Raw genomic sequence first — 21,258 nt, forward strand, 5'->3', positions numbered from 1 at the left:
TGGGTGCAGTCTAAAGTTTAGCAAAGACTTTTTTTCTTTACTTACTTTTTTGGGTGCAGTCTATATTTTTAAATTTCGAGATGAGAATCCCAATTTAAAATTTAAGAAAATAAATTATATTAATACTAATAATTTAAATTTTGGAAATATTGAAGCAAAAAGAAACGAAGATTTAAATTGGGGTGTTAATTATAAAAGTGTTTGTTTTACTATAAAAGAACGCAAAAACAATTCTTCAATTAAAAAAATACTTTTAATACCTAAATGTGAATATAATCAGAAATCAAAATTTATGTTTCAAGTTACAAAAGGAATAAATAAAAATGGGCAAGATAATACAAAAAATAGCTGAATTTTAAATATGGATGATGAAAATAAATTAGTAGACTTTGTAAATATTAATTATCGAGATGAAATAAAAACACATACTTTATCAAATAATTTTGATTTATCAAACACAAATAAACAAGAACAAGAAATTATTTTATATCCATTTAATGATCCAGAAGCTGAAATAGAGCTTGCTCCCCATGAAAAATCAACAATTGTTTATTCAGTCAGAGAAAGAAAATATGAATCTATATTAAATTTAAAACAAAAAATTACCGGAACTATTACTGCCAAAATAATTAATGATAATAATGAAGAGCAAATAGTTACATTATCAATTAAAGAAGCAATGCAAATATTACAAAAATATAATTTATTGCCAAATAAAATTATTATCAATGAAGATAATAACATAACTTTTAATGGAAAAGCATTTATTTCATTAATAAGAGATGATAAACCAAAGTTAATTTTAAATACGTGTAAATTGTAAATACCAAATGTTTTTTATTTTATGTCTACTTTTTGGGTATCGTTCCATCACACAAGAATTGTTTTTTGCCGGTTCATCGCACAGGACGCCAAAATGATTAAACAAATTGGTATTAGTAAATTTAGTTGTATTTTAACCGATAGAGAAAAAGAATTTTATAGATGAAAAACAATAGAAAAACATTTTAAAATAAGAGTTTATTTTTGTGATCCTGGTAAACTTCGCCAGAAAGCATTAGTAGAAAGAATAAATAGAGATATAAGGCGTTGATTGGGTCAAAATGAGCCATTAATTAATATTCGTAGTAGATTAAAATCTATTTTAGATATATTAAATACCACAATTAGACCTTGCTTGGAAAATTTTACATCAAGACAATATTTTAAAAAAATTTTTTTAAATTAAATTAGTATTTGTTAAGATTAGTAAAATTTATTTTTTGTTGTGTTTAATTTTAATTTTAAAAATAAATATTAAAAACAATATTTTTAATTTAATATTTTTTGTAATTATTGTTTTTTATTTTTAATTTGTTATAATTTTATTAACTTTTTATGATTTAGTTTTACAATTTACAGGGGTTAATATTAAGTCTCCTTTTTGCATACATCATAACGTAATACTATGACGAGCGGTAATTAATTTGTATAAAATAGTAAAACTAGAAATTATCATTGGTAAATAAATTACCATTTGAATTGGAAACTTAATTGCTTTGGCAATAAAAGTTGCCCCTAAAATAACTTGGTTTCAACCAATTGAATATAATCATAACACATTCAGACCAAATGAAATTACGACAAAAGCAATTATATATAAAATAATTGTTTTCATAATTCATAATTTTTCACTTTTGAAAAGAAACACCATACTTCCCAGAAAACCATAAAAAGCAAGATTAAAAGCAAAACCGCCATGATACATTCCAGAAATATTAACTAAAGCTCCTAAAGTATCAGTAGCAATCCCACTTAAAACCCCAAAAAAAGGTCCAAGTAACATTCCAGTTACAAAAATTAAGAAGTTACCTAAGGCTAACTTAATCTCTCCGATAATTGGAATTGTATAACCAATTAAATTCGTTAAAATAACTGATAAAGCAATTAATAAACTAGTAATAGTAATTGTTAAAATATTAATTTTTTTTAAATTTTTATAATCTAATAAAAACCCAATTCCAAATAAAATTGCAGCTCCTATTCAAGCTCCAATATTTGTTAATAAATATAACATTTCCTACACCCTTTCTAAATAAAACTGATAAACTAACGGAATAAAATACAGCGACCCACAAACTAAAATATTCTTTGTTTTATTTTGTAATAATAATTTTTTCCAATTTTTAACCTTATTCCCCATCTTAATATTATTAATCTTTCATGTCATTGGATGATGAAATTCAGTAATATATAAATTATTTCCAAAATGTTCTTTTAATAATGTTAAATTCTGCATATAATCTTTTTTTTGGGATGAAGCATATAACACTAGCACTTCATTGGGGTTCAAATTATGTAACATTTCAAAAGTATGAATACAAGCCCCAATTCCTTCAGGATTATGCGCTCCATCAATAATGAAATATGGATTTTTACTTAATTGTGTAAAGCGTCCTAAAACAGGGTTTACTTTAAAAAGCTCATAATTAATTTTCAAATTAAAGATCTTTAAAAATTTAATCACTAGACCAACATTAAACTCTTGATAATAGTTGATTGCTTGCGGGTAAACTTCGCTTGTAATAATTCTATCCGAATCAAGATATTTTGCAATTAATGGAAAATTCTTTTTACAACTTGCACTAATAAAAAGGTTGCAATTATTTTTCATAATCCCAACTTTATTTTGAATAATACTTTCCAAATTATTTCCTAATACTTCGGTATGTTCATAACCAATTGAGGTTAATAAAACAGCTAGTTGGTTATTAAAAACATTAGTCGCATCTAAGGCCCCACCAATTCCCGCTTCAATAACGGCAATCTCAATTTTTTGTTCTAAAAAATACTTAATGCAAATTAAAACCCAAATTTCAAAAAAGGTTAATTGATATTTCTTAATTTCGGGTTTAATTGCTTTGATAATTCGTTTTAAATCCTTATCACTAATAATTTTGTTATTAATTTTAATCCGCTCATTATGACTTAAAAAAGCGGGGGAAGTAAAAAGACCAACGCGGTGATAATTTAACATTAATTGCCGCTGTAAGTAATTTGAAACTGATCCTTTCCCATTTGTCCCAATAACAGTAATAACTTTAATGTTATTTTGGGCATTAGCATATTTTTCTGTTAATAATATTGCTAAATTATATTTTTTTTGAAATAACGTTGCTTTAAAAATTTTCTTTTTAACATCCATTGCAGAACCTTATTTTAATAATGGTTTTAAATATTGGGCCGTATAACTGATATCACTTTTTAAAACAATTTCTTCTGGTGCCCCAGTTGCAACAACAGTTCCACCGCCAATACCACCTTCTGGTCCTAAATCAATAATATAATCCGCCATCTTAATAACATCTAAGTTATGCTCAATTGTAATAACAGTATCACCATTATCAACAATTTTATTTAAAACAACTAATAGTCTTTTAACATCATCAACATGTAACCCTGTTGTTGGTTCATCCAATAAAAATAACGTTTTTCCTGTTGTTCGTTTAAGTAAGAAAGTTGATAATTTAACCCGTTGCGCTTCTCCACCAGATAGTTCGGTTGCTGATTGTCCCAATTTAATATAGCCCAAACCAACTTCTTGCATTGTTGCTAACTTCTGATTAATTTTTGGTTGCGCTGCAAAAAATTCACAAGCCTGGTCAACGGTCATTTCTAACACATCGTAAATATTTTTCTCTTTAAATTTAACTAATAATGTTTCATCATTATAGCGTTTCCCCTCACAAACTTCACAAGCAACATAAACGGTTGGTAAAAAATGCATTGAAATTTTAATAATTCCATCACCCTGACAGTTCTCACAACGCCCCCCCGGAACATTAAAAGAAAAGCGTCCTTTTAAATAACCCCGTGCTTTGGCTTCGTTAGTATTAGCAAATAAATCTCGAATATCATCAAACACTGAAGTATAAGTGGCAGGATTACTGCGTGGGGTTTTCCCAATTGGATCTTGGGAAATATTAATTACTTTATCAATATTATCAATTCCAACAATTTTATCATGTGCACCTGGGCGTTCGGTTGCTAAACCTAAATTTTTCTTAATACCCTTTCATAAGATTTCATTCATTAAAGTTGACTTACCACTTCCAGAGACTCCTGTTAAACAAACAAATTTATTTAAAGGAATTGTGACATTAATATTTTTTAAATTATTTTCCCGTGCACCTTTAAGTTCTAAGACTAAACCATTACCACCACGACGTTTATTTGGAACATCAATTGTTAATTCTCCTGTTAAATATTTCCCCGTAATTGAATTAGGATTTTGTTTAATATCTTCAATATTCCCCGCGGCAACAACTTCACCACCATTAATTCCTGCTCGTGGGCCAATATCAATCACATAGTCACTAGCCCGAATTGTATCTTCATCATGTTCAACAACAATTAAGGTGTTCCCTAAATCACGCAAACTTTTTAAGGTTTCAATTAGTTTGTCATTATCACGTTGATGTAAACCAATTGAGGGTTCATCTAAGACATACAGAACGCCAGTTAACTGACTCCCAATTTGGGTTGCCAATCTAATCCGTTGCGCTTCTCCCCCGGATAATGTTGACGCATTTCGTGACAATGTTAAATAACCTAAACCAACCCGGCTTAAAAAATCTAAACGATTAACTAATTCATTAATAATTAAGCGGGCAATTTCTTGTTGGGAATCGGTTAAACTTAAATTTAACACTTCTTTTAATTCGTCTTCAACTGACAAATCAGTAAATTCCGAAATACTAATATTATTAATCTTAACCGACAACGGGATTTCATTTAACCGTTTCCCTAAACAAGCTGCACATTTTTTATCAGTCATAAATTGCTTATAATATTCCCGCGCTGATTCACTTGTTGTTTCCGTATAACGCCGTTCAATTAACTGGCCAATTCCTTCAATATAATCATAACCCCGCATAATATTACCACTCACTGTTTTTAAATTATATTCAATTGGTTCATCACTACCCCGAATTAAATATTCTAACTGTTCCTTTGTTAAATCACTAACTGACTCTTCTAACATAATATGATAATGATTAGCTAAAACCTTAAATTTTTGTCATTCAATATTTGTGGTATTAACAATATTTTTTAAATAAATAATGGCTCCTTGTAAAATTGACAATGACCGATTAGGAATTAATAAATCCTCATCAACTTCTAATTTTACACCTAATCCTTTACATTCATTACAAGCCCCCGCGGGTGAGTTAAACGAAAATAAACGTGGTTCTAATTCCGGAATTACAAAACCACAAATACTACATGAATAATTAGTTGAAAAAAGCATTTCTTTCTTTTGATCAATAAAATCAATTTTGACTAAAGCATTACCATATTTTAAAGCGACTTCAATTGCATCGTGAATTCGACTCAATAAATCTTCGGTATCTTTATAAACCAAACGGTCAATAATAATATCAATATTTTGGCGTTTATTTTTATCTAACTCATTTTCCTCGTCTAAAGTTCTTATCTTATCATTAACTTTTACCCGAATAAAACTTTCTTGTTTTAAACGAGCAAATAAATCTTTAAAACTTCCTTTTTTATCACGCACAACAGGTGATAAAATCATAAACTTTTCCCCTTCGTTTAAAAGTTGTTTTAAATTATTTATTATTTCTTTAATTGTTACTGACTTAATAACCCCATGACCGTTAATACAATATGGCGTCCCAACACGAGCATATAATAATCGCAAGTAATCATAAATTTCGGTAACTGTTCCAACGGTACTACGAGGATTATGACTAGTTGTCTTTTGATCAATCGAAATCGCTGGGGATAGTCCTTCAATTGCATCAACATCTGGTTTTTCATTACCCCCCAAAAATTGACGAGCATAACTTGATAAACTTTCAATATAACGACGACGACCTTCCGCATAAATCGTACTAAAAGCTAATGATGATTTCCCACTTCCTGATAAACCAGTAAAAACAACTAACTTATCTTTTGGAATTTCAACATCAATATTTTTTAAATTATTTTCCCGTGCACCTTTAACAACTATTCAATCTTTTCCCATTCTTTCACCCTCTTAATTATTTCTTTAGTAAATTAACATCATAAAATAATATTATCCTTAAAAAAAAATATACATCAAAACTATGCAAATTTATGTCTTATTATCTTTTAATTTGTTATTTCAAATTAAATTACTTACTAACCATAATTTATTAGTCTACTGCCATAAGCATTAACAATAAATAACTTTAAATTTAAAAAAAATCTAACAATAACTGTCAGATTAGTTAAATTAGTTAAGTTCTGTCACAAATTGACTTACTTTGCTTTCAACAAAATAAGCATACTCCTTAATTAATTCTTTTTGTCCTTCTAAAAAGAATAAAATCTTCATGATCTTTTCTTTTAATTCTGAAATTTCTTCATCATTACTATAATTTTCAATAAAATAAATTTCAACCAATTGCTCAGCAATTTCCTCATCCGCAACTGATTGTTCATAATAATTATTGTAATTAGCTTCATTGATGATTTCGCCAATAAAATCACGAAAAAGTTTATCATCATTAATTTTAGTTTTAATTTCTAATAATAATTCCTTTAATTCTGGTTTCATAACTTCCTCCCTTGTCTCATCTACTTATATTGTACTATATAAATTAATTATTTACAATTTACAAACTTTCAATTACTTCCAACTGGTGGTTGTTGTGGTTCGGGTTCTGGTTTATTACCCCCCGTTTTCAATATTATTTGGTTTTTTGCAGCTAATTAATGATGTTGTACTTGTTGCTGTTAATCCGATTGTGTATACTGTAAAACTAAATCACAAAAAATATTAAATTAAAAATATTGTTTTTAATATTTTTTGTGATTATTGTTTTTTATTTTTAATTTGTTATACTTTTATTAACTTTTTATGATTTAGTTTTACAGTATACAAAATTAGAAGAAAGTTAATTAGGGTAACAAGTTACGCGTATTTAAACACCTACTTCCTAATGACAATAACTATAAAAATTAAATATATTTCTTTCGTTCGCTATGATTAAAAAAATATTTTGTAAATAATAAATAGTGTATTTTATAAATTTACTATTTAAATATTCTAGTTAAAAAGGCAAAATCTAACTTAGAACTATATAATGTTTTATTAAATAATAATCAATTAATTAAACGTCATTAGTAAATAAGAAAAAGGAGATAAAAATATGAAATGAGAATTCACATGTCCCAATTGTGGATATATTATTACAGAAGAAGATTTTAGTAAAAATGAAAAAATTTTAGCTAATTTAAAATCTATTTTTGATAAGCATAAAGATATTTATATTCAAAATTTAAGAGAAAAATTAATTATTGATTTACAAGAACAGCAAAAAGAAGAATTATCAAGAATTATAGCTGAAAAAGAGAATCAATTTAATAAGATAAAGCAAGAAGAGCTTGATAAACTTAATCAAATTATTACTAATCAAAGTATTGAATTAAGTAATAATAAAATTAATTTAGAAAAATTATTGGTTGAAAAAGAAAATTCAATTAATTTGGCAAAACAAAAAGAAATTGATGATCTAAAAGAACATATTGCTAAGTTAAGTACTCTTATAGAAAATAATAAACTTGAATTAGATAAAACATTGGCTGAGAAAGAGAATCAATTTAATAAGATAAAGCAAGAAGAGCTTGATAAACTTAATCAAATTATTACTAATCAAAGTATTGAATTAAGTAATAATAAAGTTAATTTAGAAAAATTATTGATTGAAAAAGAAAATTCAATTAATTTGGCAAAACAAAAAGAAATTGATGATCTAAAAGAACATATTGCTAAGTTAAGTACTCTTATAGAAAATAATAAACTTGAATTAGATAAAACATTGGCTGAGAAAGAGAATCAATTTAATAAGATAAAGCAAGAAGAGCTTGATAAACTTAATCAAATTATTACTAATCAAAGTATTGAATTAAGTAATAATAAAGTTAATTTAGAAAAATTATTGGTTGAAAAAGAAAATCAATTAATGAACAAACAACAAGAAATAATTTTAAATTATGAAAAAGAATTAAAAATTCTTAATTTTCAAGTTGAGGAATTAAAGATTGCCAATGCTACTAATAAAGTTATCCAGAATAAAACAAAAGGAGAAAACTTTGAGCATGAAGTATATGGTGAATTATTAAAAGTATTTGAAGATGATAAAGTTACTAAAATTACTTCACAAGATAAAAAAGCAGATTATTTACAAAAAATTATAACTGATAATAAAAAAATAGGCAAAATAGTTTATGAAGTAAAAAATGCAGAATGAAGTAATGCATGAGAAAAAAAATTAGTCGAAGATATGGCTAAACAAGATTCAAAATATGGAATTCTTGTTGCAACATCATTCAATAAAAAATATCCAGGGATTCCATTTAAAAAATCTGATGAAAATCCAAATATTTATCTATGCGATGCAGATAGTTTTATTTTTGTAGGGCAAATTCTTAGAAGTATGATTAAAATTGAAAATAAATTAGATTCTCAAAAACAAATAACAAATTATGATGAAAAAATAAAAGCATTTACTTCTTGAAAAGAAGTCCATTTACCAAAATTAATTAAAATGTTTGAAGATAGTTTTATGAGAATTAAAGAAGCAGAGGCAAGCATTACTAAAAAAGTGGATGAAATTAGAATTGCAAGAGAAAAGATGCATAATAATGCATTACACAATATTAGAGAATTTCTTGAAGAATTTAATTTTTAAATTAAAGCAGTGTATACTGTAAAAATAAATCATAAAAAGTTAATAAAATTATAACAAATTAAAAATAAAAAACAATAATCACAAAAAATATTAAATTAAAAATATTATTTTTAATATTTATTTTTAAAATTATAAAATTAAACACAGCAAAAAATAAATTTTACTAATCTTAACAAACACTAATTTAATTTAAAAAAATTTTTTTAAAATATTGTCTTGATATAAAATTTTCCAAGCAAGGTCTAATTGTGGTATTTAATATATTTAAAATAGATTTTAATCTACTACGAATATTAATTAATGGCTCATTTTGACCCAATCAACGCCTTATCTCTATTTATTCTTTCTACTAATGCTTTCTGACGAGGTTTAACAGGATCACAAAAATAAACTCTTATTTTAAAATGTTTTTCTATTGTTTTTCATCTATAAAATTCTTTTCCTCTATCGGTTAAAATACAACTAAATTTACTAATACCAATTTGTTTAATCATTTTCATTAAAATTGTTAATACAATACTTGCCTTTTTACTAAATAAAATATGATAAAAAAGTATTTTTGATTTACGATTTACTAAAACTAACAAATAAAAATTACCACAATCAAGAGTATCCATTTCTCAAATTCCACTAAAACTTAAATCATTTCCATAATCATTTAAAAATTGCTTATAATCTCTAATATTAAGCAATTTTCCACGATTATCATTTTGTTCCCCATTTTTTTCTTTTTTTATTTTTAAAATATAACATTTCTTTTTTTAAATTAAAATAACCTAATTTAATTTAAAAAAAGAAATGTTATATTTTAAAAATAAAAAAAGCTACTTCTCTTGTAGTTAAAAATGGGGCGGCTGATGGGACTTGAACCCACGAATGCCGGAGCCACAATCCGGAGCGTTAACCTCTTCGCCACAACCGCCATAGTTGATTATATAAATAACCTTATTTATTATAACTTAAAACAAAAAAATGTAAATTAAATAGAATCATCGGCACATCTCAAAAAAATTATTTTAAAAAACTGTAAATTGTAAATACCAAATCATAAAAATGATAGAAATATCATTTTTATGTTATAACTTTATTAACGGTATGAGCTAAATTTTTAAATGTGTGCGGTTTTCACAAAAAATGGTCTTTTCCACTTGTTTAAAATGATATCTTTTGTATAATATATAGGGTATCATTACGGAACAGTACTCAAGTTGGTGAAGAGGGCACCCTGCTAAGGTGTTAGGCCGGGTAACCGGCGCGAGAGTTCGAGTCTCTCCTGTTCCGCCATTACATTACATTAGACGATAAAAGACAAAAAAGTTATAATAATTTTATAACTTTTTTTAAATTATTGGTATAATAAAGATATTAATAATTGTGCCATAAAGGGGAAACATAGTGAAAAATTGATTAAAAATTATTTTATCAATGATTTTTTTATTTGGAATGGCAATTATGGGATTAATCGTTGTCGTTGTTATTTTTAATGTTAAGTTCTTATATATTTTTTTAGGAATTGTTATTCTTGATTTAGTCTTCTCACTCTTTTTCTTTTTTTCGAAACGACGTTATGAAGTTAAATTTTCATGAATTATTTTTATTAACTTTGTTCCGTTTATTGGGTTATGTTCATATGTTTTTTTTGGAAGAAAATACCATTATTCAAATAAAAAATCATTATTATATAACCATTTAAATAAATTAGAATATGATACTTATTTGAAAAAAAATAAGGCCGCTTTAGGCAAATATACTGCACCAATGCAAAAATTTGGGAATGTTATTGAGTTACTAATGCGGCATGCTAATAAACCATTATATCAAAATAATCAAATTAAAATTATTACCAATGGAACGAATGTTTTCAAATCATTATTAACCGATTTACAGCAAGCACAAGAATATATTTTATTAACTTATTTTATTGTTGCGGATGGAGAGTTATTTGAGTCTTTTTTAGCAGTTTTAAAAGAACGGATTGCCAATGGGGTTCGTGTTTACATGATTTATGACCATGTTGGAAGTTATTTTAAAATTAGTAAAAAAAGCATTAAAAAACTAATTAAAGTTGGGGTCCGAGTTCATAAGTATTTACCAATTATTACACCTTTTATTAGTGGGAATGCAAACTATCGTAATCACCGCAAGGATGTTATTATTGATGGTTTAATCGGTTATACGGGGGGAATTAATTTAGCAGATTTATATGCTGATCGTTCATGAAAGTTTGGGATTTTTCATGATACGCAAGTACGAATTGAAGGCGAAGCAGTTCGCGGGTTAGAAGTTATTTTTGCTGATGATTGATATTTTGCCACAAAACGGCATGAAAAAATTACTGACTTAGAGCCGACGGTGTTAGAACCAAAGCAATATAATGTTACGGGTAAATCACATTTACAAATTGTTAATCATAGTCCTAGTATTGATCATTCAATTACAAAGGATTTATATATTTCATTAATTAGTAAAGCACGAAAACGGGTTTGATTATCAACACCATACTTTATTCCACCAGATGACCTTATTCAAACCTTAATTTTGGCTGCTCGGGCTGGCGTTGATGTTCGGTTAATAATTCCCGGTTTAACCGATAAAATTTTTGTGTTAGATATTACCAAAAGTTATTGTAAAAATTTAATTGCTAGTGGTGTTAAAATTTATGAAATGAATAATACCTTTAGTCATAATAAAATTGCTATTTTCGATGATGATGTTGCCGTTATTGGAACTTGTAATTTAGATTATCGTAGTTTCTTTTCTGATCATCAAACAACAGCTGTGATATACGATACAGCAGTAGTGAAAAGTTTTCTTCCGCGGTGAGAATGAGATTATGAACATGCCATTTTATGATGTGAGTGACCGATTAAATATAAACCATTAAGTTATCGTTTATTATTAACATGTTTAAAATTGGTCGCCCCAATTTTATAAGTTAACAACAGGAATAATTTTTTGTATAATTATTATGAGGAAAGGAGGGTTAATAATGTTATTTAATAAATTAAAAGAGCAGGATGACCAGACAAAAGATAATAAAAAAGAGAAAAAGCGGAACAACTTATTACAAAAATTATCATCAGATAATTTAGAAACTAGTTTGTTTGAGGATGATAATGATAATATTAAGATTAAGACTGGCTTTAGTTTTAAACGCCATAAAACGCATAAAATTATTAAGGAATTTAATCGACAACGAGTTAAATTATTATTATTTTATACTGACATTAGTAATGTCTTACGCCAATTAGAATTTGGTTTACAACCAATTAAAAATATTCAATTGGCAAAAGAAAGTGAATATATTGTTTGAACATATTTAGAAAAACCAGATCATTTAGAATTTGAATTAGATAATTCAACACGGCACTATTTTTGAAGTTGAGTTGCAGAGCAGAAAGTTGATCCAACTCAAATTGCGGTAATTGCAATTGATATTAAAAGTTTATTTGATTTAACAAAAAAAGATTGAGAATATGATGATGTTACGCGCCGCGTCAAAGTTTTTGAAGATGTTAAACCAGCGGCAATTCGATGAATATTAATAAAAAATAATCAGTATTTAAATCGAATTCAAACATATGTTAAAAGTAATCATTTAAAACTTAAAATTTTTCAAGGCGAAAAAGGGAATATTTCCAGTGTTTTAAGAGAAGATAGAAAGAAGTAAATAATTAATGAAGAGAAAGTTAGAGAAAATTACTCCTCGTGAAGTTGATTTTGCCCAGTGATATACTGATATTGTTTTAAATGCTGATTTAATTACCTATGGGCCAGTTAAAGGAACAACGATTTTTAAACCCTATGGGTATGCAATTTGAGAAAATATTCAAAAAATTTGTGATGTGGAGTTTAAAAAAGTTGGTGTCAAAAATGTTTATTTTCCAGTACTAATTCCAAAGACCCTTTTTAATAAAGAGAAAGAACATATTGCTGGATTTTCCCCCGAAATTGCAACGGTAACAAAAGTTGGTGATAAGGTGCTTGATGAAGAATTATACATTCGTCCAACATCGGAAGTTTTGTTTGGGACTTTCTTTAGTAAAGAAATTCAAGGGTATAGTGATTTACCATTGTTATATAATCAATGAGTTAATGTCTTACGATGAGAAAAAACAACCCGTCCTTTTTTACGAACTAGTGAATTTTTGTGGCAAGAAGGGCACACGATTCATGCTACAAAAAAAGAAGCGCAGCAGCTTACTCTAAAAATTTTAGATATTTATGCTAACTTTGCTGAAAAAACTTTATTATTACCAGTTATTAAAGGGCAAAAAACTGAACGGGAAAAATTTGCTGGGGCCGAAGAAACTTATACAATTGAATCATTAATGTATGATGGTCAAGCGTTGCAATGTGGGACAAGTCATTATTTTGGTCAAAATTTTGCGAAAGCTTTTGATATAAAATTTGCTAATCAAAAAAATGAATTAAAATACGCCTATTCAACATCGTGAGGGGTTTCTACGCGCTTGATAGGGGGGATTATTATGACACATAGTGATGATAATGGGTTAGTTTTACCACCCGAAATTGCCCCCACACAAATTATGATTTTACCAATTAGTACTGATAGTGATGAGCAATTATCTGCCGCTTGCCAATTACAAAAAAAATTAAAGTCATATCGTTGTGAAATTGATCAATCTGATAAAGGTTTTGGTTTTCGAGCAGCGAATGCCGAAATTAAAGGGATTCCGTTGCGAATTGAAATTGGGCCGCGTGATTTAGCCCAAGAGCAAGTTACCATTGCTCGTCGCGATACTTTTGAAAAGATGACCGTTACATTATCAGAAGTTGAAAAGACAGTTGCTTATTTATTACAACAAATTGCGACAAATCTATATCAAAAGGCGTTAAAAAATCGTCAACAACGAACAAAAGAAATTGATAATTATTCTGAGTATAAAAAAACTTTAGCGAAAATGAATGGCTTATTTTTAGTTCCTTTTTGTGAACGTATTGAATGTGAAGATACCATTAAGGCCGAGACCCAAACAACATCACGTTGTATTCTCTTTGATGTGCCACCTAAAAAAACAAAGTGCTTTCATTGCGGGGAACCAGCAACTAATTTAGTTTATTTTGCCCGTGCTTATTAATAACACGGAAACCTTCTTTATTTTTGTAAATTGAAATACCAAATCATAAAAAGTTAACTAAATTAATAGTTAACTTTTTATGATTTGGTATTTCAATTTACAAAAACCATCAGCATTTTATAATTCTTTCCAATTTGCTCCGAATAATAAAATTAACTTAGCATTAGATGTCACAATGCTGTTATTTTCTTTTAATAATGGGGATAATAGTACGGATTATGCTTTTTATATTCGCCCTAATATTGGGGCAATTTAAAACCATGGTTTATATACCATATGGATAGTTAACAACGGCATATATCGAAGACCATAGGACCCCGGCGGAGCTTGTTAAAATTTTGTAAAAGCGATTTCGCTCTTTTGAATTTAATTTTTCCATGTTAAAGATTGCTTGAAATATTAATAATAAAAAACAATGTCAAACAACAACACAATTACAAGCAACCTATCATCAAACATTATTAAGAATTTTACAAAAAGAAGTACAATATTCAAATTCAGGGAAAGTCATTATTCCGGGCAGTGTCTTGATACCACAAAAAAAATAAAATTAGTTTAGTTATTCGTGCTCCACATCTTCGTGATAATGATTTAGTTTTACAGTATACACAGTAATGAGCAAATTGATTATTCAAAAGTAATTATCATTTATCATTATCATAACCAGCAACAATTATATCGGACATGAAAAATTACTTTATAAAGGTTGGACCCTTGGGTGCTATTATTTTGTTCTTAAACTTGTTATAATTACATTAATTATAACAAGAGAAGGCGAGGGACTTTAAATGAATGTGTTAGATGAAATTAAAAAAGTTTTAAAAGAACGGGGAATTTCAAAACCTATTGACTTAAATACGGAATTTAAATCATTAGGATTAGATTCATTAGATTTAATGGATTTAGTCATTGAAGCGGAGAAAAAATGTGGTATTCAAATTCCCGATGATAAATTAATGGATATTAAAACAGTAGCAGACTTAGTTGATATTATTAATGAAATTAAAAAATAAAGGAGCTGGCATCAATGGCATTATCATATAACGGTATTGTACAGTTATTAAAAAGTAAAAATTATCGAATTACTGAAATTAGGTTAGCAATTATTAAAATTTTAACTGAGAAACAACATTTGACTTTAACCGAAATTGTTAAATTACTAGAGAAAGAATTTAAAAATGTTAATTTAATGTCAGTTTATAATACAATTGATTTATTAATTAGTGAGCATATTGTTTTTACTAATTCTTTTGATGGGAAGCAAATTTGATATGATTTAGCAGAGAACCCATCCTTTCATATGGTTTGTGATATTTGTAAAAATGTTATCCATATTAAAGATAACAATATTTTAGAAGAAATTAAATTATCTAATTTAAAAGAGATAATGACAAATATTAATTGAGAGCCAGTTCATTTTAAAATTGAAGGACATGGGATTTGTCAACAATGCCGTTGTAAATTGTAAATACCAAATCATAAAAAGTTAACTATTAATTTAGTTAACTTTTTATGATTTGGTATTTACAATTTACAACAATCGGCATCTTTTCCTTTAGTTCTTGCATTTTTCACCCTCCTATTTTTAGGATAATTATTTTATCTTTTTTTGATATAATTATTCTACAAAAAACTAAAATTAATAGATTACTATAATAAAGGTAATAGGAGAAAATGACAATGTGAATAAAGTATGCAGTTGGTTGAGAAGAGTTTTTTGATAATGAAATTAAAAAACCGTATTTTAAGAAATTGCTAAAAAATATTGATCGAGAGTACGAAAGTAAAATTTGTTATCCAACAAAAACAGATATTTTTCGTTTATTTACCTTAATTGAACCAAAAAATATTAAGGTTGTCATTATTGGTCAAGATCCTTATCATGGCCCGGGTCAAGCAAATGGATTGGCATTCAGTGTTAATGATGGAATAAAAAACCCACCAAGTTTAGTTAATATTTTTCATGAATTAAAAAAAGACTTGGAGATTGACCACTATGCTAGTGGCAATTTAGACCATTGAGCTAAAAAAGGTGTTTTTTTATATAATACAATTGGGAGTGTTGTTACCAAAGCGCCATTAAGCCATAAAGATATTGGCTGAACTACTTTTAGTCAAAATTTAATTATTTATTTAAATAAGATTAGCTATGATATTATTTATGTTTTATGAGGAAATTATGCTAAACAATATAGTAAATATATTTTGAATAAGGATAATATTATTAAGGGAGCGCATCCGTCGCCGTTTAGTTATAACTTATTTAAAGATCAGCAATTTTTTTTAAAAATTAATGATTTACTTTTAAAAAATAAAAAAAACATAATTGATTGGAAAATGTAATGTATAATTGTTATATGTAAAATATTGACTATACAAAAGGAATTATTTTATCAAAATAGATTGTGGGGATATTATGGGTCTACTAACAACATTTAGTGATATATCGAAAATCTTATATAGTAATAAAATGGCATATGTTGCTAGTGGTGTTATCGGTGCACTTTTTATTATTTATTGTGTTTATAATGGTTTATATTATTTAATTAATCCTAGCCGCTACAATGGGATTCGTTTTACAACTAAAAACATTGCTTATATTACAATGCTATCAGCAGTTTCAGCAACAGTTACAATTATTATTTCAATAACAGTTCCAATTATTGTTTTTCCACCCGTCCGGATTGCTTTTGAAGGTTTAATGGTTAAAATTAGTGGTTTTATCTTTGGACCAATTGTTGGCCTCTTATCGGGGGTTGTTACTGACTTAATTGTAATGTTGTTTGTTCCGTCTTATGTTCATGTTGCATATATTATTGTAATTGCTTCATATGGTTTTTTATCGGGTTGTGCTTCTTCAATTAATCGTGCCGTTGGTAAGCATAAATGAATTTTATTTATGTTAACAAATATTTTTATTTTAATTTTTGGAACTTTTGCTGGGGTAATGACTTGATATTCACCATTAGAAACAATTACTTTGTTCGCAGGTTTAGAAGTTAGCAAAATTGTATTACTTTATATTATTGGTTTTGGAGCAGGGGGAACAATTGTTATTATTTGAATTATAATGTTTGTTTATCGTCATTTTGACAAAACAAAAAAACGTTATTGAGATTTAGTGGCAATTATTATGCTTGCTGTTGTTAATGAGTATTGAGTCACCACGCTGATATCTGCCTGGGGGGATATTGCTTTCCTAACCGTTTCGCAGAATAAGAATGTTTGAACTGATGGTTATGGAGTAACGATGATTACAAGGTTAGCAATGGCCCCAATAAAAGTATTATTTAATTCAGCGATTATTTACATTACATATTGAGCTGTTTCACCATTAATTCATAAAGATACCAATGCCAATTTACAATATTAAAAAGGCGCTGTGTAGATACAAACGGGAAATTTATATCTTGCTAGATTAATAATAAAATATTTTTAATAAATTGCAACCATTTTTTTGTATACTGTATACTGTAAAACTAAATCAGCAAAGGCTTTTAATTTTTCTTTGCAACTTGGTGAATGTAAAACTTTACAATATATATTGCTATCATTTGATAAAGTAAAATTTGATAAATTAATATTATAAGGAATATCATTTTCATCTAACATATTTCATATATTTTGAAAGACACGATCTTTTAAATCTTTACTCCAATACATACTAGCAATTATACAAATTGGTTCTTTAATTAATAAACTAATTTTTAATAATTCACCAAACATTTTAATATTTGATATAGTCTTACCACTATATCGTGTTCCAATTTGATTAATTTCATTAACTAATTCATATTTCTTAGCAAATGGATATTTATTACCAATACTACTATTTTGTAATAACCAATAAGGAATTTCTAACAAATAAGTAAAATTATTAAGCATTATTATCACTTTTTTAACATCTCTAATATCAGTTTGTAAATTAACTATTATTGGTTGTTGATTATTTAAGTTTAATTCTTTTTCAAGTTTTTTCTTGTAGTGAGTATTTATAATTAAATGCACGCTGTCAATATGTTTTAGCACCATCAGGTGATTTCATCATAAACTCTATTATTTCCATTTCTATTTTTTGAATATTTCTTTCAATTAATGGAATTATATTTTTGCTCCGGTAATTTTCTTCTCTTCAATGCTTAGAAAAATTAAGTTTATTGGGTTTGTAAATTGTAAATACCAAATCATAAAAAGTTAACTATTAATTTAGTTAACTTTTTTAAGTTAACTTTTAAGTTAATTATAGGAGGTTGAAATTATGCAAATAAAGCAATATTTAATTTTGCGGTCGTTAGTAAAAAAGTATGGTAAAGATATTGTTATTAATACTGTCAATAAGATTGCAAATGATATTGAAATTAAAAAGCAAAGAATAAATTATCCCGCGTAATTTACAATTTTCAATTAACTTTCAATTACTTCCAACTGGTGATTGTTGTGATTTGGGCTCTGGTTTATTACTCCCCGTTTTCACTATTATTTGGTTTTTCGCAACTAATTAATGATGTTGTACTTGTTGCTGTTAATTCGATTGCTCCTAAAATATTTAAAATGTTATAATTTATGTACAATAATTATAACATTTTAAATATTTTAGGAGGTAAAGTATGAAAAAATATGAAAGATTAGATTTTAATGAAAGAGTAAATTTGGAAAAATTAAAAGATAATGAATTATTTAAAAAGGAAAATGGAACAATTAATATTCGAAAAATTGCTAAGCAAGTGAATAGACATTATAGAACTATTTGGCAAGAGTTAAATATGTTTTGATAATATTAATAATTATAATGCTGCAAAAGCACAAAAAATACATGATAAAAATAAAAAACAATGTCGTAAATATTCAATGTTAAATTCACAAGAATTAAGTCATTTTTCTAATGAATATAATAATTTTGGTCGTTCGCCACAAAATATTTTTACAGTATACATATTTTATTTGAAAGTCCACATAAATATGGTCCAACTTATTGTAATCTATCCATATACATCTATATAATGATATTAGAAATTATAGAGTGGAGATGAAGATAATGAAAGTGAATTCACAAATTAAAGAATTAATTAATTTGGAATTAAAACGTCAGCAAGATCATGTTGAATTAATCGCTTCAGAAAATTATGTTAGTGAAGCAATTTTAGCTATTACCGGATCAATTTTGACAAATAAATATGCTGAAGGGTATCCGTTTCACCGTTATTATGGGGGGTGTGAATATATTGACCAACTTGAACAATTGGCAATTGATAAGGTAAAAGAATTATTTCAAGCAGAGCATGCTAACGTTCAGCCTCATTCAGGTAGTCAAGCTAATGCAGCGGCTTATTATGCTTTATTACAACCACGTGATACGATTTTAGCGATGGATTTAGCAGCTGGTGGGCACTTAACCCATGGACATAATGTTAATTTTTCTGGGCGGTTATATGATTTTCATAGTTACCAAGTTGATCCAAAAACCGAAATGTTAGATTATGACGCAATTGAAAAAATTGCAATGGAAGTGAAACCAAAATTAATAGTGGCGGGGGCCAGTGCTTATTCACGTGAGATTCATTTTAAAAAGTTCCGAGAAATTGCTGATAAAGTTGGTGCCTTATTAATGGTTGATATGGCACATATTGCTGGACTAGTTGCTGCTGGACTACATCAGTCACCAATTCCATATGCTGATGTAGTTACTTCAACAACACATAAAACACTACGAGGACCTCGTGGGGGGTTAATTTTATCAAAACAAAAATGGGCTAAAAAAATTAATAGTGCTATTTTTCCGGGCAATCAAGGGGGATCATTAGAACATGTTATTGCTGCTAAAGCTCAATGTTTCTTAGAAGCACTCCAACCGGAATTTAATAAATATCAAGCAGAAATTATTAGTAATGCCAAAGTATTAGCAGCAACATTAAAGGACAAAAATCTACGCTTAGTAGCTAATGGAACCGATAATCATTTATTAATGGTTGATGTTAAAAGTAGTTTAGGAATTTCAGGACAAATGGCGGAAGAAATTTTACAAAAAATTGGTATTATTTGTAATAAAAATATGATTCCGTTTGATAAAGAATCATCGGTCGTTACTAGTGGAATCCGTCTAGGAACAGCAGCAATGACAACCCGTTGTTTTAGTAATAAACAATTCCAAAAAATTGGGAAAATAATTTATCATGTTTTAAAAGAACCAACTAATGATAATATTACAAAATATCAAAAAGAAGTCCAAAAATTACTAAAAGATTTTCCAATTTATACAAATTGAACATTACAAGAATAATTAAATTTCAAAATATCAGATTAAAAGATTGATTATCCTGTTATTTTTAGTTATAATATTATTGCTTTATACATTAGACCCTGGTACGGAATGATGTGAGGAGGCAGTGACATGAGACAAACTACTATCTTAAATTCAGCTAAAGTTGATAAAAAATGATATGTTATTGATGCTCAAGGTCTAGTTTTAGGGCGTTTAGGAAGTAAAGTTGCAATGATCTTAAGAGGAAAAAATAAACCAGCGTATACTCCGCATGTTGATTGTGGCGATAATGTTATTATTCTAAATGCTGATAAAGTTATCTTATCAGGGAACAAATTAAAGGGTAAAATATATTATCATCATTCACAATATCCAGGGGGATTAAAACGAACAACAGCAAAGGATATGTTAGTTAAAAAACCAATTTATCCAGTTGAACACGCAATTAAAGGAATGTTACCAAAAAATATCTTAGGAAGTAAATTATTCCGTAATTTATTTGTTTATCCAGGTAATGAACATCCACATGAAGCACAACAACCCATTAAATTAGAATTAACTAATAAATAAAAGGAGAAAATATGGCAAAAAAACAAGAAGTTATATATCGTGGTACCGGAAGAAGAAAATCTTCTATTGCCCAAGTTGTATTGACTCCTGGTAAAGGGAATGTGGTTGTTAATAGGAAGCCAGCGTTAGAGTTTTTCCCATATGCAACATTAGTGCAAGATTTGGAACAACCTTTGGATATTACTAGTTCAAAATCAGAATTTGATATCCGTGTTAAAGTGTCTGGTGGTGGTTTTACCGGACAAGCTGGTGCAACAAGACTAGGAATTGCGAGAGCCCTAGTTGAAGCATCACAAGATTATAAAACTTTATTGAGACATGCTGGCATGCTAACTCGTGATGCTCGTATTAAAGAACGTAAAAAATATGGGCTACACGGAGCTAGAAGAGCACCGCAATATTCAAAAAGATAGATTTCGAAAAAAAGAACATTTTGCTTTGCAAAATGTTCTTTTTTTAATTTATTGAGTTTAATTTGTCATCTACCATAAGTTTAGTATAATTATTATGTAGATAAGAGGGTTAAGTAATGACACTGCTGGAATTTACAATTCAGGGAGAAAAATATCGGGGTAATAACTTATTATTAAATTTTTATTTTTTA

21 protein-coding genes, 2 tRNA genes and 3 pseudogenes are annotated in these 21,258 nt (G+C 27.6%); 18 read left to right on the forward strand and 8 right to left on the reverse strand.

The window, feature by feature from the left end:
- Window positions 1–49: 49 nt before the first annotated feature.
- Together AACK78_RS05165 and AACK78_RS05170 are read left to right on the forward strand one after the other, a co-directional pair.
- Window positions 50–823, forward strand: a complete 774-nt coding sequence (locus AACK78_RS05165) for a hypothetical protein (RefSeq protein ID WP_338954873.1) — start codon at window positions 50–52, stop codon at window positions 821–823.
- Between the two features lie 90 nt (window positions 824–913).
- A pseudogene (locus AACK78_RS05170) lies at window positions 914–1,228 on the forward strand (IS30 family transposase); the annotation flags it as partial.
- A gap of 147 nt (window positions 1,229–1,375) precedes the next feature.
- Here the strand turns inward: AACK78_RS05170 and AACK78_RS05175 are convergent.
- The 4 genes from AACK78_RS05175 to AACK78_RS05190 all read right to left on the reverse strand — a co-directional run bounded on the left by AACK78_RS05175 (window position 1,376) and on the right by AACK78_RS05190 (window position 6,586).
- On the reverse strand, window positions 1,376–2,056 hold the full coding sequence (locus AACK78_RS05175; RefSeq protein ID WP_338954875.1) for a folate family ECF transporter S component: 681 nt from the start codon (window positions 2,054–2,056) through the stop codon (window positions 1,376–1,378).
- A 3-nt stretch (window positions 2,057–2,059) separates the two neighbouring features.
- A complete protein-coding gene (locus AACK78_RS05180; protein WP_338954876.1) occupies window positions 2,060–3,184 on the reverse strand; it encodes a bifunctional folylpolyglutamate synthase/dihydrofolate synthase in 1,125 nt (374 codons plus the stop codon).
- A 9-nt stretch (window positions 3,185–3,193) separates the two neighbouring features.
- Window positions 3,194–6,031, reverse strand: a complete 2,838-nt coding sequence (gene uvrA / locus AACK78_RS05185) for an excinuclease ABC subunit UvrA (RefSeq protein WP_338954877.1) — start codon at window positions 6,029–6,031, stop codon at window positions 3,194–3,196.
- A gap of 231 nt (window positions 6,032–6,262) precedes the next feature.
- Window positions 6,263–6,586 (reverse strand): hypothetical protein, encoded by a 324-nt coding sequence (locus AACK78_RS05190; protein WP_338954878.1) that lies wholly within the window; start codon window positions 6,584–6,586, stop codon window positions 6,263–6,265.
- A gap of 595 nt (window positions 6,587–7,181) precedes the next feature.
- On the opposite strand from AACK78_RS05190, the gene AACK78_RS05195 reads away from it, so the two are divergent.
- Window positions 7,182–8,723, forward strand: coding sequence for a DUF2130 domain-containing protein (locus AACK78_RS05195; protein WP_338954879.1), 1,542 nt, complete (start codon window positions 7,182–7,184; stop codon window positions 8,721–8,723).
- A gap of 184 nt (window positions 8,724–8,907) precedes the next feature.
- Here AACK78_RS05195 and AACK78_RS05205 read toward each other — a convergent pair.
- Together AACK78_RS05205 and AACK78_RS05210 are read right to left on the reverse strand one after the other, a co-directional pair.
- Window positions 8,908–9,509, reverse strand: a pseudogene (locus AACK78_RS05205) (IS30 family transposase); the annotation flags it as partial.
- Window positions 9,510–9,569: 60 nt separating this feature from the next.
- Window positions 9,570–9,645 (reverse strand) — tRNA-His (locus AACK78_RS05210).
- A gap of 271 nt (window positions 9,646–9,916) precedes the next feature.
- On the opposite strand from AACK78_RS05210, the gene AACK78_RS05215 reads away from it, so the two are divergent.
- The 10 genes from AACK78_RS05215 (at window position 9,917) to AACK78_RS05260 (ending at window position 17,198) form a co-directional block, all read left to right on the forward strand.
- Window positions 9,917–10,007 (forward strand) — tRNA-Ser (locus AACK78_RS05215).
- A 111-nt stretch (window positions 10,008–10,118) separates the two neighbouring features.
- Entirely contained in the window at window positions 10,119–11,657 is a 1,539-nt protein-coding gene (gene cls / locus AACK78_RS05220) for a cardiolipin synthase (RefSeq protein WP_338954882.1), read from the forward strand.
- A 55-nt stretch (window positions 11,658–11,712) separates the two neighbouring features.
- Window positions 11,713–12,393: an acetyltransferase gene (locus AACK78_RS05225; protein WP_338954883.1), complete on the forward strand. Its 681-nt coding sequence runs from the start codon at window positions 11,713–11,715 to the stop codon at window positions 12,391–12,393.
- A 7-nt stretch (window positions 12,394–12,400) separates the two neighbouring features.
- Window positions 12,401–13,825, forward strand: a complete 1,425-nt coding sequence (gene proS / locus AACK78_RS05230; protein ID WP_338954884.1) for a proline--tRNA ligase — start codon at window positions 12,401–12,403, stop codon at window positions 13,823–13,825.
- A gap of 79 nt (window positions 13,826–13,904) precedes the next feature.
- Window positions 13,905–14,081 carry a hypothetical protein gene (locus AACK78_RS05235; RefSeq protein WP_338954885.1) on the forward strand — a complete coding sequence of 59 codons (177 nt, stop codon included), beginning with the start codon at window positions 13,905–13,907 and terminating at the stop codon, window positions 14,079–14,081.
- 121 nt (window positions 14,082–14,202) lie between these two features.
- On the forward strand, window positions 14,203–14,373 hold the full coding sequence (locus AACK78_RS05240; RefSeq protein ID WP_338954886.1) for a hypothetical protein: 171 nt from the start codon (window positions 14,203–14,205) through the stop codon (window positions 14,371–14,373).
- Between the two features lie 240 nt (window positions 14,374–14,613).
- On the forward strand, window positions 14,614–14,838 hold the full coding sequence (locus AACK78_RS05245) for an acyl carrier protein (RefSeq protein WP_338954887.1): 225 nt from the start codon (window positions 14,614–14,616) through the stop codon (window positions 14,836–14,838).
- 14 nt (window positions 14,839–14,852) lie between these two features.
- The gene (locus AACK78_RS05250; RefSeq protein ID WP_338954888.1) at window positions 14,853–15,293 is read left to right on the forward strand and encodes a Fur family transcriptional regulator; all 441 of its coding nucleotides are present in this window, start codon (window positions 14,853–14,855) and stop codon (window positions 15,291–15,293) included.
- 212 nt (window positions 15,294–15,505) lie between these two features.
- On the forward strand, window positions 15,506–16,168 hold the full coding sequence (locus tag AACK78_RS05255) for a uracil-DNA glycosylase (protein WP_338954889.1): 663 nt from the start codon (window positions 15,506–15,508) through the stop codon (window positions 16,166–16,168).
- 73 nt (window positions 16,169–16,241) lie between these two features.
- Window positions 16,242–17,198 (forward strand): hypothetical protein, encoded by a 957-nt coding sequence (locus AACK78_RS05260; protein WP_338954890.1) that lies wholly within the window; start codon window positions 16,242–16,244, stop codon window positions 17,196–17,198.
- Between the two features lie 62 nt (window positions 17,199–17,260).
- Here the strand turns inward: AACK78_RS05260 and AACK78_RS05265 are convergent, their stop codons facing one another.
- Entirely contained in the window at window positions 17,261–17,857 is a 597-nt protein-coding gene (locus AACK78_RS05265; RefSeq protein WP_338954891.1) for a hypothetical protein, read from the reverse strand.
- 226 nt (window positions 17,858–18,083) lie between these two features.
- Between AACK78_RS05265 and AACK78_RS05270 the strand changes: the two genes are divergently transcribed.
- Window positions 18,084–18,215 (forward strand): hypothetical protein, encoded by a 132-nt coding sequence (locus tag AACK78_RS05270; RefSeq protein WP_338954893.1) that lies wholly within the window; start codon window positions 18,084–18,086, stop codon window positions 18,213–18,215.
- A gap of 67 nt (window positions 18,216–18,282) precedes the next feature.
- Here the strand turns inward: AACK78_RS05270 and AACK78_RS05275 are convergent, their stop codons facing one another.
- Window positions 18,283–18,396, reverse strand: coding sequence for a lipoprotein (locus AACK78_RS05275; RefSeq protein WP_338954894.1), 114 nt, complete (start codon window positions 18,394–18,396; stop codon window positions 18,283–18,285).
- 36 nt (window positions 18,397–18,432) lie between these two features.
- On the opposite strand from AACK78_RS05275, the pseudogene AACK78_RS07640 reads away from it, so the two are divergent.
- The 4 genes and pseudogenes from AACK78_RS07640 to rpsI all read left to right on the forward strand — a co-directional run.
- Window positions 18,433–18,757: pseudogene (locus AACK78_RS07640) on the forward strand (IS30 family transposase); the annotation flags it as partial.
- 103 nt (window positions 18,758–18,860) lie between these two features.
- On the forward strand, window positions 18,861–20,102 hold the full coding sequence (gene glyA, locus AACK78_RS05290; RefSeq protein ID WP_338954897.1) for a serine hydroxymethyltransferase: 1,242 nt from the start codon (window positions 18,861–18,863) through the stop codon (window positions 20,100–20,102).
- Between the two features lie 111 nt (window positions 20,103–20,213).
- Entirely contained in the window at window positions 20,214–20,654 is a 441-nt protein-coding gene (gene rplM / locus AACK78_RS05295; protein ID WP_338954898.1) for a 50S ribosomal protein L13, read from the forward strand.
- Window positions 20,655–20,665: 11 nt separating this feature from the next.
- The gene (gene rpsI / locus AACK78_RS05300) at window positions 20,666–21,067 is read left to right on the forward strand and encodes a 30S ribosomal protein S9 (protein WP_338954899.1); all 402 of its coding nucleotides are present in this window, start codon (window positions 20,666–20,668) and stop codon (window positions 21,065–21,067) included.
- Window positions 21,068–21,258: the final 191 nt, after the last annotated feature.

This window comes from Spiroplasma endosymbiont of Polydrusus cervinus, from assembly GCF_964019755.1.
In the GTDB taxonomy this organism is placed as follows: Bacteria; Bacillota_I; Bacilli_A; order Mycoplasmatales; family Mycoplasmataceae; genus Spiroplasma.